Source organism: Poseidonibacter lekithochrous, from assembly GCF_018861145.1.
GTDB lineage: Bacteria > Campylobacterota > Campylobacteria > Campylobacterales > Arcobacteraceae > Poseidonibacter > Poseidonibacter lekithochrous_A.
On the sequence record NZ_JAHKQT010000004.1, the window covers coordinates 103728 to 118180 of the forward strand.

Annotated in this window: 15 protein-coding genes; 3 read left to right on the forward strand and 12 right to left on the reverse strand. The window is 26.7% G+C overall.

Going from position 1 to position 14453, the window contains the following annotated elements; all coding sequences use genetic code 11:
- The first annotated feature begins 111 nt into the window (after positions 1–111).
- Positions 112–363, forward strand: a complete 252-nt coding sequence (locus tag KO488_RS02380) for a hypothetical protein (RefSeq protein ID WP_216057189.1) — start codon at positions 112–114, stop codon at positions 361–363.
- Positions 364–405: 42 nt separating this feature from the next.
- Here KO488_RS02380 and KO488_RS02385 read toward each other — a convergent pair whose 3' ends face one another.
- The 5 genes from KO488_RS02385 to KO488_RS02405 all read right to left on the reverse strand — a co-directional run bounded on the left by KO488_RS02385 (position 406) and on the right by KO488_RS02405 (position 4914).
- Positions 406–2115 (reverse strand): methyl-accepting chemotaxis protein, encoded by a 1710-nt coding sequence (locus KO488_RS02385; protein ID WP_216057190.1) that lies wholly within the window; start codon positions 2113–2115, stop codon positions 406–408.
- The gene (locus KO488_RS02390) at positions 2115–2687 is read right to left on the reverse strand and encodes an SCO family protein (protein ID WP_216057191.1); all 573 of its coding nucleotides are present in this window, start codon (positions 2685–2687) and stop codon (positions 2115–2117) included. Before KO488_RS02390 ends, KO488_RS02385 begins: the two co-directional genes overlap by 1 nt.
- 108 nt (positions 2688–2795) lie before the next feature.
- Positions 2796–3377 (reverse strand): hypothetical protein, encoded by a 582-nt coding sequence (locus KO488_RS02395; protein WP_216057192.1) that lies wholly within the window; start codon positions 3375–3377, stop codon positions 2796–2798.
- Positions 3378–3410: 33 nt separating this feature from the next.
- The gene (locus KO488_RS02400) at positions 3411–4595 is read right to left on the reverse strand and encodes an FAD-dependent oxidoreductase (RefSeq protein ID WP_228318972.1); all 1185 of its coding nucleotides are present in this window, start codon (positions 4593–4595) and stop codon (positions 3411–3413) included.
- Positions 4588–4914, reverse strand: a complete 327-nt coding sequence (locus KO488_RS02405; protein WP_216057193.1) for a hypothetical protein — start codon at positions 4912–4914, stop codon at positions 4588–4590. The genes KO488_RS02400 and KO488_RS02405 overlap by 8 nt, the downstream gene beginning before the upstream one ends.
- Positions 4915–5117: 203 nt before the next feature.
- Between KO488_RS02405 and KO488_RS02410 the strand changes: the two genes are divergently transcribed.
- Both KO488_RS02410 and KO488_RS02415 read left to right on the forward strand, forming a co-directional pair.
- Positions 5118–5981: a DnaJ C-terminal domain-containing protein gene (locus KO488_RS02410; protein WP_216057194.1), complete on the forward strand. Its 864-nt coding sequence runs from the start codon at positions 5118–5120 to the stop codon at positions 5979–5981.
- A 12-nt stretch (positions 5982–5993) separates the two neighbouring features.
- Positions 5994–6386, forward strand: a complete 393-nt coding sequence (locus KO488_RS02415) for a heat shock protein transcriptional repressor HspR (protein WP_216057195.1) — start codon at positions 5994–5996, stop codon at positions 6384–6386.
- A 20-nt stretch (positions 6387–6406) separates the two neighbouring features.
- Here the strand turns inward: KO488_RS02415 and ftsZ are convergent, their stop codons facing one another.
- The 7 genes from ftsZ to KO488_RS02450 form a co-directional block, all read right to left on the reverse strand.
- Complete coding sequence (ftsZ, locus tag KO488_RS02420) at positions 6407–7537, reverse strand: cell division protein FtsZ (RefSeq protein WP_216057196.1); 1131 nt, start codon at positions 7535–7537, stop codon at positions 6407–6409.
- Positions 7537–8919, reverse strand: a complete 1383-nt coding sequence (ftsA, locus tag KO488_RS02425) for a cell division protein FtsA (protein ID WP_216057197.1) — start codon at positions 8917–8919, stop codon at positions 7537–7539. The genes ftsZ and ftsA overlap by 1 nt, the downstream gene beginning before the upstream one ends.
- 3 nt (positions 8920–8922) lie before the next feature.
- Positions 8923–10386, reverse strand: coding sequence for a peptidylprolyl isomerase (locus KO488_RS02430; protein ID WP_216057198.1), 1464 nt, complete (start codon positions 10384–10386; stop codon positions 8923–8925).
- 58 nt (positions 10387–10444) lie between these two features.
- Positions 10445–12763 carry an AAA family ATPase gene (locus KO488_RS02435; RefSeq protein ID WP_216057199.1) on the reverse strand — a complete coding sequence of 773 codons (2319 nt, stop codon included), beginning with the start codon at positions 12761–12763 and terminating at the stop codon, positions 10445–10447.
- Positions 12763–12963 carry a hypothetical protein gene (locus KO488_RS15165; RefSeq protein ID WP_228318973.1) on the reverse strand — a complete coding sequence of 67 codons (201 nt, stop codon included), beginning with the start codon at positions 12961–12963 and terminating at the stop codon, positions 12763–12765. Before KO488_RS15165 ends, KO488_RS02435 begins: the two co-directional genes overlap by 1 nt.
- Before the next feature lie 143 nt (positions 12964–13106).
- Positions 13107–13466, reverse strand: coding sequence for an arsenate reductase (glutaredoxin) (gene arsC, locus KO488_RS02445; RefSeq protein ID WP_216057200.1), 360 nt, complete (start codon positions 13464–13466; stop codon positions 13107–13109).
- A 92-nt stretch (positions 13467–13558) separates the two neighbouring features.
- A complete protein-coding gene (locus KO488_RS02450) occupies positions 13559–14401 on the reverse strand; it encodes a hypothetical protein (RefSeq protein WP_216057201.1) in 843 nt (280 codons plus the stop codon).
- Positions 14402–14453: the final 52 nt, after the last annotated feature.

Genomic DNA, 14453 nt, shown 5'->3' on the forward strand with positions numbered 1-14453 from the left:
TTTCCAGCTTTAAATTCTGGAAAAAGATATGTCTTTTAATTTAAGAAAAACTATAAAATACACAATTAGTAAACTTTTAAATTATAAACTATTATATATAAAGGATTATTAATGAAACTATTGACATTTATTATTACTATCTCAATTTCACTTCTTGTACTGTATATAAGTTTAGAAACATCTAGTACTATTGGTGATATTTTTATTACACCAATTACATATATAGCAACTCTTTTAGAGCAAAATTTTTCTCATTTGCCATATTTTATTCATGCATTATTAATTTTTACTATGGGAGTTTTTTATATATTATTATTTATATTATCTTCAAGGTTTTTTATGAGAAAACTTTTAAGTAACTAACTTTAGATACTTAAAAGCTAAGCTAATTTAACTTCTAATTATTTAAAAATTTTTACCATTAAAGTTATTCTTATTTACATTTTGAACAACATCTAAAGCAATATCATTTGTTTCATTAGCAATTGTATTTGCTTTATCTGCTACTACTGCATTTTCTTGAGTAAATCTATCTAATTGATTAATAGCATCAGAAACTTGAATCATTCCTTGACTTTGTTCTTTAGCAGCATTAGTAACATCATCTATTAACTTATTAGTAGTTGATATTTTTTCTTCTAAAGTAGTAAACCCTTCAATCATTTCTATACTGATTTTTTTACCTATATTTGTTTTATTAGTTGCATTTTCCACTAACTCTTTAATCTCTTTTGCCGCTTCAGCAGATCTATTTGCTAAGTTTCTTACCTCTTGGGCTACAACTGCAAAACCTTTTCCTGCTTCACCTGCAGTTGCTGCTTCAACAGCTGCATTTAATGAAAGAATATTTGTTTGAAATGCAATTTGATCAATAACTGAGATAGATTCATTAATATAAAGAACTGTGTTATTAATATCTTCCATAGCTTTTACAGTGTCACTTGCCAGCTTTTGTCCATCATTTGCAGATGATTTAGTATCATTTGATATATTTGACATCTCTTGAGCTTTTAAACTTGTTTTTTCAATATTACTTGTGATTTCATCAATAGATGCTGCAGTTTCTTCTAAGCTTGCAGCTTGTGATGTAGCATTATTTGATAATGTATTCACATTTTTTGTAAGCTCTTGAGCGCTTAATTGAAGAGAAGTTCCATCTTTTTGATTTGTTTGTAAAATATCAGTAATCATTTTATTCATTTCAATAATCTTAATACCTATATCTCCTGATGTTTTTGGATCTAAGGTTGCTGTAAAATCTCTTTGAGAATATTTTGAAAGAACAGTAGTAAGACTATTTATATCTTTTCCTACCAAAGATTCTAAGTTATTCAACATATCATTTAAAAGATTTTTTAATAACTCAACATTTTCATTTGAAGTTGAACCTTCAATTCTATTTCCCATATTACCTTTATTTACTTCTTTTACAATATCAATTGTTGAGCTAATAATTACTTCACTCTCTTTTTGTTCTTCATTTATTTTAGCTATTGATTTTTCAGATTCAAACTGTAAACGCTTAGCTAATATAAATTGTTCAATAGTTGAAAATACAATATAAGCTAATAAAACCACTTCAATTGCAAACATCACAACATGTAAGATTGTAATTTCCCAACTACATCCATAACTAAAATACATCAGTTGATAACCATTTATATCTATTTTATTTAATTGAATAAAGGTAAATATAATATGCCCAAGTGCAGCTGTAACCGTAGCAGCTAATATTGCAGTTAAATCTTTATATACAGTTAATGCCGCAGCTAAGATAAAGTATCCAAAATGCATTTCAATCATTCCCATATTTTGGATAATCATAATTGAAGGATAACTCATTAAAACAATACCTGCAACTATTCTTGAAACGGCAGTACCTTTAAAAAACTTATATGAAATAAAAGTAATTAATAACAATGGTATACCACTTACAATACCTATTGCATAAGTATTATATGGAATAGAGGAAACTGCTGTAATAATTACAAATAAGACAATAGAAAGTATTAATATATATTTATCGCTTTTAATATAATCAACAGTCAATGCATCTTTTATTTTTACATCTAATTTTCTAGACATTGGGAAAAAAGTAAATAATTTTTCTAACATTAATCATCCTTTAATATATTAGATATATCATTAGTAATCATCTTAAAATCATATGAATTACTTAGATATACATATTTTTGTAAATATTTGTCTTCTTTTTTTTCTAGAAGGTATAAAAAACTTGAATGATTCATTTCTTCTTTATTAAATATTGATTTAGAAAAGCTTACTTTTAATTGACTCGTAACATTTAAAAGTTCCTTTTTATCAAGTACAATTGCATTAAAGTTTTTGTTAAATGAATGAACGTAATCTTTTGTATCTTTAGAGGATACTTCATCAAGCAGGTTTATAAAATATATAGAAACCTTATTCTTATCAACTTCCGAGTAGAGTTGATTAAGTCTATTTAAAGCTAAAACACAAACATCTGGACAATAAGTGTATCCAAAATATAAAAGAACAATAGGCTTATTCTCTTTTTGTAAAAATTTAAAATTTGTTGCTATTTTTTTTTCTACCTTTCCAGTATTATCGAAAAATACCAAAATGGAGTTTATAAGAAAGAACATTAAAAAAGTAATAAGAATTAAAAGTATTCCATATAACTTTTTTGATTTAAATATATTCATATGTTGAAGCCTTTAGAAACAAAAGAAAAATTATAATTGTTTTAATAATTAAATCTTAGCATTATTAGACTTCAAATTCAAGTTTTTGTAAAATAAATAATTTTATCACTATAGTAGATTAGAAATTAGTGTTCCAATATAGTTATTAGCTTCTTCTTTTGTTATACCAAACTCTAAGGCACCTTTTTTTACTTCTGCTTCTTTTAACTTAACTATTGAATTATCTTCATTAATCTTAAAAATAAAATATTTAGTTTGCGTATCATCTGTAATATTAAGTAATTTAGTAAAATTTCCACTTGAATCATTTACCATAGGAATATTAGAATTTATATTTAATTCTTCAAGTTTTCCATCTACTGCTAATTTTTTTATAAACCATGGAGTTTTAGAGATATTAGCAACTAATACTATATCTTTTCTATCCACAGTTTTTAAAGGCTCTATAAGAGATAGTGCATCATGGTTTAACACAATAATATATTTTCTATTTGCATTTTTAAATAAATCATTCTTTTTCATATATCCACCAACACCAATAACCTCAAAATGACTTGGAAATAAAGAAGTGTTTAACTTCATACTTTTATCGATTTTTGTATCTTTACTCGCTTGTTTAGGAGCAGTTAAGTATACTAATATACCAAAACCTATGATTGCTAAAAAAACTATTTTTAAAATATTTGCCATTAATTGTATTCCTATTCTTATAATTATTTTTAATTAAGATTTTCTACTTTTTTGTTTCTTTGCCCATCTTTTAAATAAGCGATATATTGATATTGTGTCTTCAATTTTTTTATTATTTATTATATTTTCAACTAATTCATTTGCTAAATAAGGGGATAATACAAAACCTCTTCCGCCAACACCATTTAAAACATAAAGGTTTTCTATTTTATCTAACATCTCTTCTTTTATATGTGTTCCATTTATTAGATGAGGGAATTTATCAAAACTTTTTTTTGAATCAATTAGTCTCCCAATCATTGGAAAATAATCAGTACTTGAAGCTCTTGCTCCAATTTTAACATCTATAACATTTACATCTTCTAATTTCATAATATCATTTGCTTTAGCTATTAATTCTAGTGAATCCTTATCTGTAATATCTTTTGTATAACACTTAGAACAATCTTTATTCAGGTTTGCAACTTCTACACAATAATTACAAATACTCTTATCACAGTTAAATCTATGATGAGTAGCACCTATTGACACTTTATATAAATCTTTTTCTTTAGTTTTAAAAGCTTTTGAGAGTGAACACTCTTTATGGTAGTTAAAATCAACGCAAGTGCTTGTTGTAATATCTATTTTTTGTCCCCAAACAGCTCTTATATCAAAATATTTTTCTTTGATTAATTCTGTATTAGCACCAGTACAAAGTATTAATTTTTTAGCTTTAATTTCATTGTTTAAAAGCCATGATTCATTTTCGTTAGCTATTGAAATTACATTATAGTTTAACTTCTGTTTAATATCTTTTGTTAGTAATTCACAAATTTCAGAAGGGTTAATCCACGAACCAATATCAAAAAAATATCCATCTTTTAACTCTTTATATTCAAAATCCATATAAGGTTTATAAGAATTAAACTTTTCTCTATCTTCATTATTTTTAGGAATTCTACATACTCCATCATTTGTAAAAGATTTACTATTAACTTCTTTATAAAAAGAAGTAGAAAAGTTTAAAGCTTTTCTTATTAAGTCTTTAAATTTATTAGGCTTACCTAATAATGGTGACAAAAAAGCACCAGCTGCACCACTTGCACCAAAAGCTACTTTATCATTTTTATCAAGAAGTAAAACTGATGCTGAATATTTAGATAAAAAATATGCAGTAGAACTTCCAGCAATTCCAGCACCAATAATTACATAATCATATTCTTCAATTTTAGACATTTTTATCCATTTCATCAAGTAGCTGATAATTAGGTCGCCAGTACCCTCTTCCTCCTCTTAAACTAATACATTTATAATCAGGAAATTTCTTTTTATAATAAGACAATCTCTCTCTTGTAGTTTTTCCAGTATCACAATAAAAGACAAAAACAGAACCTTTTGGCATTAAATTCATTTCATAAGGATTATATGTAATTGTTTCTATTCTATCAAGTGGCTTTAAAATAGTATCAATAAGAACAACTTGAATATTACTTTCTTCTAACTCTTTTGAATATTTATATAACTCATTTTGTGTCCACTCATCTTTATTAAACATTTATAATACCTATTTCTTTAATTGGTAAAATCCTAACTAAATACATAGAAAATAAGGCTTAAACACTAAAGTTTTTCTATTAAATTATCAATTAACAGATATAATTGCTAAAAATATTCACAACCTTGATTGACTTAGACTCAAGTTTTAGATATAATACATTTAAAAATTAACATATATATTAAAATACCATAGGAAAAAAAATGGCTAAAAGTTTATACGAAACATTAGAAATAAGTGAGAATGCATCAAAAGATGAAATTAAAAAAGCATATAGAAAATTAGCAAGAAAATACCATCCAGATGTAAATAAAGATAAAGATGCAGAAGAAAAATTCAAAGAATTAAATGCTGCATATGAAGTTTTAAGTGATGATCAAAAGAAATTACAATACGACCAACATGGTGACTCAATGTTTGGAGATCAAAATTTCCACGACTTTGCACGAGGACAAGGTTCAAATGCTGATTTAGATGATATTTTAAGACAAATGTTTGGTCAAGGTGCTGGTGGATTTGGAGGAGGAGGCTTCTCACAAGGTGGATTTGGTGGTTTTAACGAACCAGATTTAGATACAAGTGCTCAACTTACTATTGCATTTGATGTATCGGTTTTAGGTGGTAAGCAACACGTAACATTAAATAATGACTCATTTGACATAAAAATTCCAGAAGGAATTCAAGATGGCCAAAAAATTAGAGCAAAAGGAAAAGGTAAATCTTACCAAGGACAAAGAGGAGATTTAATTTTAAAAATCAATGTTGCTCCTTCTCCTGAATATGAAAGAGAAGATGATACATTGATTAAGAAATTTGACATCCCTTTAAAAATAGCTTTATTTGGTGGAAAAGTTGAAATCAAAACAATTCATAAAGATATCACATTAAAAGTTCCTCAAAATACTAAACAAAATCAAAAGTTTAGAGTTAAAGAGCTTGGAGTTTTAAATAGAAAAGCTGGTGTTAAAGGTGATTTATATTTAAAAGCAAATATTATATTACCTAAAGTTGAAGACTTAGATGAAGACTTAGTTGAAGTTCTAAAAGAGAAACTTCCTGAAAATTAAAAGGATTGATGAATGGAAACAAATAGTTATATTGAACCAGTTTTTTTAATTTCGGCTGTTGCAGAGATTTTAGATATTCATCCTCAAACATTAAGACAATATGAACGAGAAGGATTAATTACACCTTCTCGAACAAATGGGAAAATAAGACTTTATTCTCAAAAAGATATAGATCATATTAAATACGTTTTAACGCTAACTAGAAAGCTTGGAGTTAATTTAGCAGGTGTTGATGTAATTTTACAATTAAATGAAAGAATAGCAGCATTAGAGGAAGAAATACAAACATATAAAGTAAAGATTAAAAATATTAATAATTTAGCAGTAGTTCCAGATACAAAAGCATTAGTTGTTCAACAAACGTCATTCGATATTGTAATTATAGAAAAAAATGAAGAAGATTAATTCTTCATTTTTTTAGTAGTTTAAATTTGATATTGTACTACGTAATCTCTCATTAAAGGTGGTACATCTAAATAGTTGTCATCGGCAGAAGACATAGTATTTTGAGTTCCATCTTCTGTATTTTCACTAGGTTCTTCGTGTTCATCATTTTTAGATTCAAAACCAGTTGCTACAATTGTAATTTTAACTTCATCTGTTTCAAGTGTAGAATCAGATGTTGTTCCAAAAATAATTTCTGCGTTTGAATCCATTCTATCATTAATAGTTCCCATAACATCATTAATAGCAAATAAGGATACTTGAGGATGGATATTAAAATGTATTAAAATACCTTTTGCACCATTTAGTGATACTTTATCAAGTAAAGGAGAGTCAATAGCATCTTCTAATGCTCTTTGTGCTGCATCTTCGCCTTTAGCTTTACCAATTCCCATTAAAGCCATACCACGATGTTGCATGATTGTTTTAACATCAGCAAAGTCTGTATTGATATCTGAATTACCTGGATTTAAAATAACCTCAGACATTCCATTTACTGCTTGGAAAAGAATATTATCAATAATTTTGAAAGCATCTTTCATTCCAACATTTTCATCAATAATTTCTAATAACCTATCATTTGGCACTACAATAATTGAATCTGATACTTTTTTAAGTTCTTCAAGGCCAAGGTTTGCTAAACCTGCTCGTTTCTTACCTTCCCATGTAAATGGTTTTGTAACAACTGAAACAGTTAATGCACCGATTTCTTTTGCAGCTTTTGCAATAATAGCAGCAGCACCAGTTCCAGTTCCACCACCAAGACCAGCAGCAATAAAGATAATATCTGCACCCTTAAGTGCAGATTTGATATCTTCATATGATTCAACTGCAGAATCTCTACCAATTTCTGGCTTCATTCCTGCGCCTAAACCTTTTGTTAATTTCATTCCAAGTTGAATTTTCTTAGGTGCTTTTGAAATATGTAAAACTTGCAAATCAGTATTTGCAGCGATTAAATCGATTTTATGAGAACCTTCTTTAATCATATGGTTAATCATATTACAACCACCACCACCAACACCAATAACTGCAATTTTAGCTACATTATCTGATAAAACTTTATTTGGCATATCCACTTTTATATCATCCACTTTAAATAAGTTATCCATTAAAACCACTCCGATACTTTACTCCAGAATTTTGAAACACCTTTTTTCTTATCTTTTCGTAAAGGTGTTAAAATTGTGGGGTCATCTTTTAAGTTTAAATCTTCTCTATGTTTATTAGAAGCAGATTTAGTATTAATTGAATTATTGTTTATTGCTTTTTCTTCAGCAATAGCCTGTTTTTTAACTGGTTTCATTAGTTTCTTACTTGAGTCTAATTCGTAACTTCTATTAATTCCTAAAGAGTATACAAGTAAGCCTACAATTGTAGACATCTTAGGATCATCAAAACTCATATAACCATTTTCAATATTTTTAGGATTTGATAAAGAAATAGGAATACCATCATAGATTTTTATAGCAAGTGCTTTAATACCTTCTAAATTACTCATACCACCTGTTATTACAATTCCAGAACCAACATTATCTAAAATTCCACTTTTCTTTAACTGATTTTTTACAAGTATTAATATCTCTTCAATTCTTGCATGGATTATTGTTTGGATACGATTTAATGCAATTTCAGAATGCATTTCTTCATCTCCAATTCTAGGTATTTTAACTTTAGTTACACCTAAATCTGTTGCTGAAGAATAATCTTTTGTTAAAGAACCATATTCTGTTTTAATTTTTTCAGCAGCTGCTGGTGGAGTATGAAGCATTACAGATAAATCATTTGTTATATGATTTGAACCAACAGGAATAAATCCATTATAAATTAATGAATTACCTTTATAACATACAAATTCTGTAGTTGTAGAACCTATATTAATTACAGTTGCTCCAAACTTCTTTTGTTGTTCGTCCAATATAGAAATGGCAGATGCATAACCATCTAACACAAATCGTGTTACATCAACACCTGATATTTTAAGAGCTGATTTTATATTTGTAAGAGCTGTTCTTTTTGCAGTTACTATATACACAGAAACTTCAAGTCTAGAACCATTCATGTTAAGAGGATTATCAACATCAACAGAATCATCAACTTTAAAGAAAATAGGTACAACATGAACTACTTCATATTCAGGAACTATAGTGGCGTTATATAATGCCATTTGCATTACTTGGTTAATTTCAGTTTCAGTAATAAGGCCATTAGGAACATTTACAGAACCTGAACTTCTAATACTTTTTGTATAAGAACCTGAAATAGAAACAACTGAAGTGTCAATAACTTCAGTTGTACTTCTTTTTGCTATATTAATTGCGTCTTTAATAGCTTTTGAAGCCTCTTCTATATTTATGATTATCCCTTTATTAACACCCTCACTCTTTTGTACAGCAGTACCAAGGATATTAATATTAGACTCTAAATCATGCTTCGCAATAACTGCTGTTATTGAACATGAACCAATATCAATTGCTAAAAGAGTATTATTCAATTGTTATTCCTTTGTTTGTATAGATGACTGTACTTCGTATTTATTTTCTAATCTTTTTACAAGATTATTCATTAATTCTTCGCTTTGTAATTGTACAATAGTGCTTTTTACAGATTCATCTCTTGCTTTATCATAAGTTCCTAATTTAGAATTATTTATTCTAAATAATACAACTTTATCATTTATTTTGATTGTACCAGTTTTTGTTGTTAATGAAAATAATTGGCTTAAAAAATCAGCAGTTTCTTGTGGCTGTAAACCTACAATTTTATCTATTGATTGTCTTGATACACCTTTAACATCTGTTCCAACAAAATTTTCTAATTCTGTTTTTGCTAGTTCATCAAGTTTTTTAGCTTTAGCAACTTTTTCATATGAAACTTTCACATTTTCTAAAGCATCTTCGTAAGATAAAGGTTTAGATTCATTTTTTGCTAAAACTTTTACAATAACAAACTTATCACCATCTAAGAATGGTTTTAATAAATCACCTGGTTTTGCATCAATGATTTGCTTATTATTTTCAGAACTATAAGGAAGTTTACTTTCATCCAAAGTACTTGATGAAGTTAATGTTTCTTCAGCTTTCTTTATTTTAAGATATTTTTTTAATGCTTCTTTTTTAGTAAATTTATTATCTAATTCTTTTATAACTTCAGCTTTTGCTTCATCAAATGATTTAATTTTTCCATCTTCTTTTTTATAATCAATTTTAAATTTACTATGATGTTTTAAAATATCTTCTTCACTAGAATTTGCAGAGACTACTGGAACCTCACTTGTTTCAAAAATATATGAAACTTCTGACATATATGCATTTTTATTTGCTTCCCAATATTCTTTTAATTCTGTTTCAGTAGGAGATACTGTAATATCTTTCATACTTAAGATTTTGTAAGTAATATCATCCTCTACAAATAATAACTTATTTAAATTTTCTATTTCATTTTTATTTGGTTTAATTTCAAATAATGATTGAACTTTTTGTAATAAAATATTTCTCTTTAATGACTCTTCGAATTTAACAGGTGTAGTTCTATTTTGTGATAAAACATTAACATAAGTAGGTTTGTCAAACTTCCCATCTTTCATAAAAGCATTATATTTTAATAATTCTTTAGCGATATCTTGATCTGTTACATCTAAACCTAAAGAATCAGCATAAGTTAAAATTAAATTCTTTTGAATAACTTGATTATAAGCAAGATCTCTTAAGTTTAATTTATCTGCCATATCTTTGTTAAATGTGCTACCAAATAATCTTGCATATTGATCATAAAGACTTGAATATTCTTCTTGATATTCTTCAACAGAAACTTCTCTATCAGCTACAACTGCTACAGTTCCGCCCTCTTTTCCAAATTCATAAGAACCCCAGCCAACAAAACCTGCTCCTACAAACGCAATAGTACTTATCCAAATTGTAATCACAAGCCATCTTTTATGTCTTTGCATCCACGTAATCATAAAATATAATCCTCTTAAAAATTTTAGTTATATTACTAAAGATTTGCTTGAATTTTAGTTAAATATCTATTAGTTTATTTTTAATTGCGGCCTTAGATAATAAATCATTTATAACCGATTCGCGTATAGTAATCTCAAGTTTCTTACATGCACTTACAAAAGCTTCCTCTTCTCCTACAATAAAACACATACTCTTTGCCCTTGTAATTGCAGTATAAAGTAGTTTTGTATTATGCATGATATAGTGAGAAAAGCTCATTGGAATTAATGCATTTTCATACTCCATCCCTTGTGTTTTATGAATAGTTAAACAATATGCTAAAGACAATAATGATGCAATTGTATCAAAGTCATAAAAAACTACCATATCATCATTTGGATATAATACAATACACTTATTTTCATCAAAATCTAGCTTTATTATAAGCCCTAACTGACCATTAAAAACTCTTTTTTCTATAAAATCACTTGAACCACTTTTATACATAGTCATAGTCTGAGATCTCATATTTTCATTTTTAATATGTATTACTTTATCTGTAATTTTATACTCATAAAGTTTGGTAGAATATGCCTTACCTTTTGTATGATTAAAAAGTTTTTGAAGCTGCATATTTAAGTTCTCAACACCTAATAATCCACCTTTCATTGGTGTAATTACTTGAAATAAAGTTAGTGCTTTATTTATTTTCTTGTCTTTAATTAAATCAAAATAATTTTGAATATACGTTGCAGAAATATTTAATATATTATTTAAAATATGTTCTGAGTTTTCACCTCTAATATCTGCAAATTCATTTGAAGAATTAGAATTTTTTTGTGAATAGTAGTTTGAAATAGAAACATTCACAAACTTAAAATCCTCATATTCTTGGTCATATTTAGGGACTTCACCCTTTCTTATATCATTTGCAATAACTGCTATTGCTTGATTTTCATTTTGACGATAAATTTTTGTTAGTTTACAAACTGGAGCTAAGTCATACTTTATTGAATCAGCTAATATATTTCCTGCACCAATTGCAGGTAATTGACCATCATCACCTACGATAATAAAAACGGTATCATCATCAATTTTTGAGATAATTTGATAAAAGGTAACAGAATTAACCATTGATGCTTCATCTAATAAAATAACCTTATGTGGAAAAAAATCTTTCTCTTTATATTTCATTAAAAGAGATTGAATAGTTGCAGAATTATATCCAGTTGTATCAGAAATCCGCTGACTTGCTATTCCACTTAAAGCAATAGTAATAATATCATCATAAGAAACCACTTCTTCAAGTAACTGTAAGATTGCTTTACTAGATGTTGATTTACCCGTTCCAGCATAACCAATCAGAAAAAGTGTATTATGACCTTCATTTATCAACTCTACTGCTTTTTTTTGTTCGGTACTCAATTCAAAACCTAAAGTTAGTTGCTTTTTTACTAGATAATCATCAAAAGAAGCAATAATTTTTCGATTTAGTTCATTTTCTCTTCTTTGAAAAAATTCTAAAATTCTTTTTTCTGCATAATAAAGAATAGAAGGTGCATAACGATTTTCTTTTGTTACAAAAATATCTTCGTCAACTAACATTTTAGTTAATGATTCTTCGTATAAATCATTTTTATCATTAAACCTTAAAGAATCATCTAAAAGCTTATATAAATGAAACTTATCAATAGATGAGTTACCATTATTATCACAGTACTCTCGTAGAGTGTAATTTAAACATGCCATTATTCTAAACTCAGAGAAAGGGTCTATTCCTAAAGCTTTTGCTATCTCATCTGCACGTTTAAAACCTATTCCTTTTATGTTTATTAGAAGGTATGGGTTTTTTTTAATTTTTTCTATTAGGTTATCAACTTCACCTAAACTAGAATATATTCTAGTAATTAGGTTTGAAGTCACTCCGAATTTTGCTAGGAAAGATCCAAGTTCACGTAGATGTTTAAATTTTTGCCAAGAAGAGACAATCATTTTAAGTTTTTTTTCTTTTATTCCTTTAAATTTCAATAATTCTTCAGGTTTTTCATTTAGTATTTTTACTAGCTCTTCTTCTTTGTATTCTTCTAATAATTCTTTAGCAAATTTTTTGCCAACACCTTTTACTATTTTTGTAAGAAAAAAGAACATTTCTGCTTCTTTTAACTCTAAGGTATCAAATTCAAATTGAACTCCATATTTCTTATGAGTAGTCCAATTCCCTTTTAATACAACTTCTTCTCCAACAATTTTTTCAATATCTGTGTCAAAATAAGCACCACAAATCTTTTGATTGTTTTCTAAAACAGCAATTACATATTTTGTTTCTTCATTTGTATAAAGAACTTTTTTTATAACACCTGAGAGCTTGAAGGTTTTATATTCTTCTTCTTTGGCCATTAGTATTCATCATTAAATTTATTGTTTTTATGTTTATCTTTACTATAAGATTGGTTATTCTTCTCTTTTTGTAAAAGATTTGCATCTTTTAATAAAATAGCTCTTTCATCTTCAAAAGTTTTTGAGTGTTCATTTACAAACATCATAGTTTTCTCAATAAAATTTTTTATGTCAGTCATATAAGGAGAGTATAATTCCATTTCTTCAGCTTTTTTAAAATCTTCATAATTCTTTAATGTTCTAATTTTAAATTTTTCATGGTCAAAATTCTCTAATTTTAATAAAGATACAGTTCTAGTAAAGAATTTTTCTGAAACTCTTATATATCTAATTCTTAGTTGTTTTACATGTATTTCTTTAATAATAACTCCATATTTTCAATTGGTCTTGCAATTACTGCTTCATCTCCATCTATAATTATAGGTCGCTCTATTAGTATAGGGTTTTCTACCATTGCATCAATGATTTTATTTTCATCATTCTCTTCTTTTAAATTCAATTCTTTATAAATTGTTTCACTTTTTCGTAAGAGATCTTTAGCATTTATACTTAATAGTTCTAAAATATTTGTGATTTCTTTTCTAGTAGGTTTAGATTCTAAATAGTCAAAAACTTTTGAATCAATATTTTTTTCTTCTAATAAATTTAAAGCATTTCTAGATTTTGAGCATCTAGGATTATGCCAAATTACTACTTCTTCCATATGTATAAACCTTTTTATTATAATTAGCATAATTATAGCTAAAAGTTTTTTATACTATATGAAATTATTGCATTTTGTAATATTTATATAATTTAGAAATTTACATTAACACCAATAAATGGCCCAGCAAATTCAACTTTTAATTCATCATTAATTATATTTTTAATATTAAATGTTCTATTTTTATACCCAACAACAAAAGATTCATCACTATGTATAGATGGTTTAATATTTATATTAAAGAAATATTCATATGAATAGTCAATATTATTTCCTATTCCTACAGAACCTCCATATTCAAAATCAATGTAATCTAAACTGTTTTTGAAATCTATTTCTAAAGAAGGAAAAGTTTCCTTTTCTTTTGAAAATAAATCAGTATCAAAAATTAAATGATTAAATGCAAGACCAAAATTTACATTTTTATAATTATGTTTATAAGCTAATTTATACCAAATAGTTTCTGTATTTAAAAGATCTGAGAAAAAACCATTTTCACTTTTAAAATAATTAGCTTCAATTTTATGATTTCCAAAACTTACAGACCCACTAGGCTCATACAAAGTAGAATTATCTTTTTCTAAATCATCTAACTTAGTGCTAAGAGGAGAGTATGTTAATCTTGCAGAGTATAATATATCTTTGTTATATCTTGTTTTTTGAATAGTATTATTTTTCGACGTTTCTTTTTCTAATTGTTTTTCATTTACAGGTTGATGTATTTGTTCTTTTTCCACTACTAAGTTTGTTTCTTTAGTCTTAGTAACTTCTTGAACTATTGGTTTTCCAATTTTAATATTTTTACTATAATCTACTTCAATTTTATTAAAGTTATACTTTATTTGGTCACTTTTAGAAAACTTACTAAAAGGAACATAGTCCGAATTTGCGTATAATGTTGCACCAATTGATAATAATAAAAAAACTCTAATCATAGTAACTCCCTAATAAAAATCACAATATATTAACATAAAGTGAAAAAGAAAG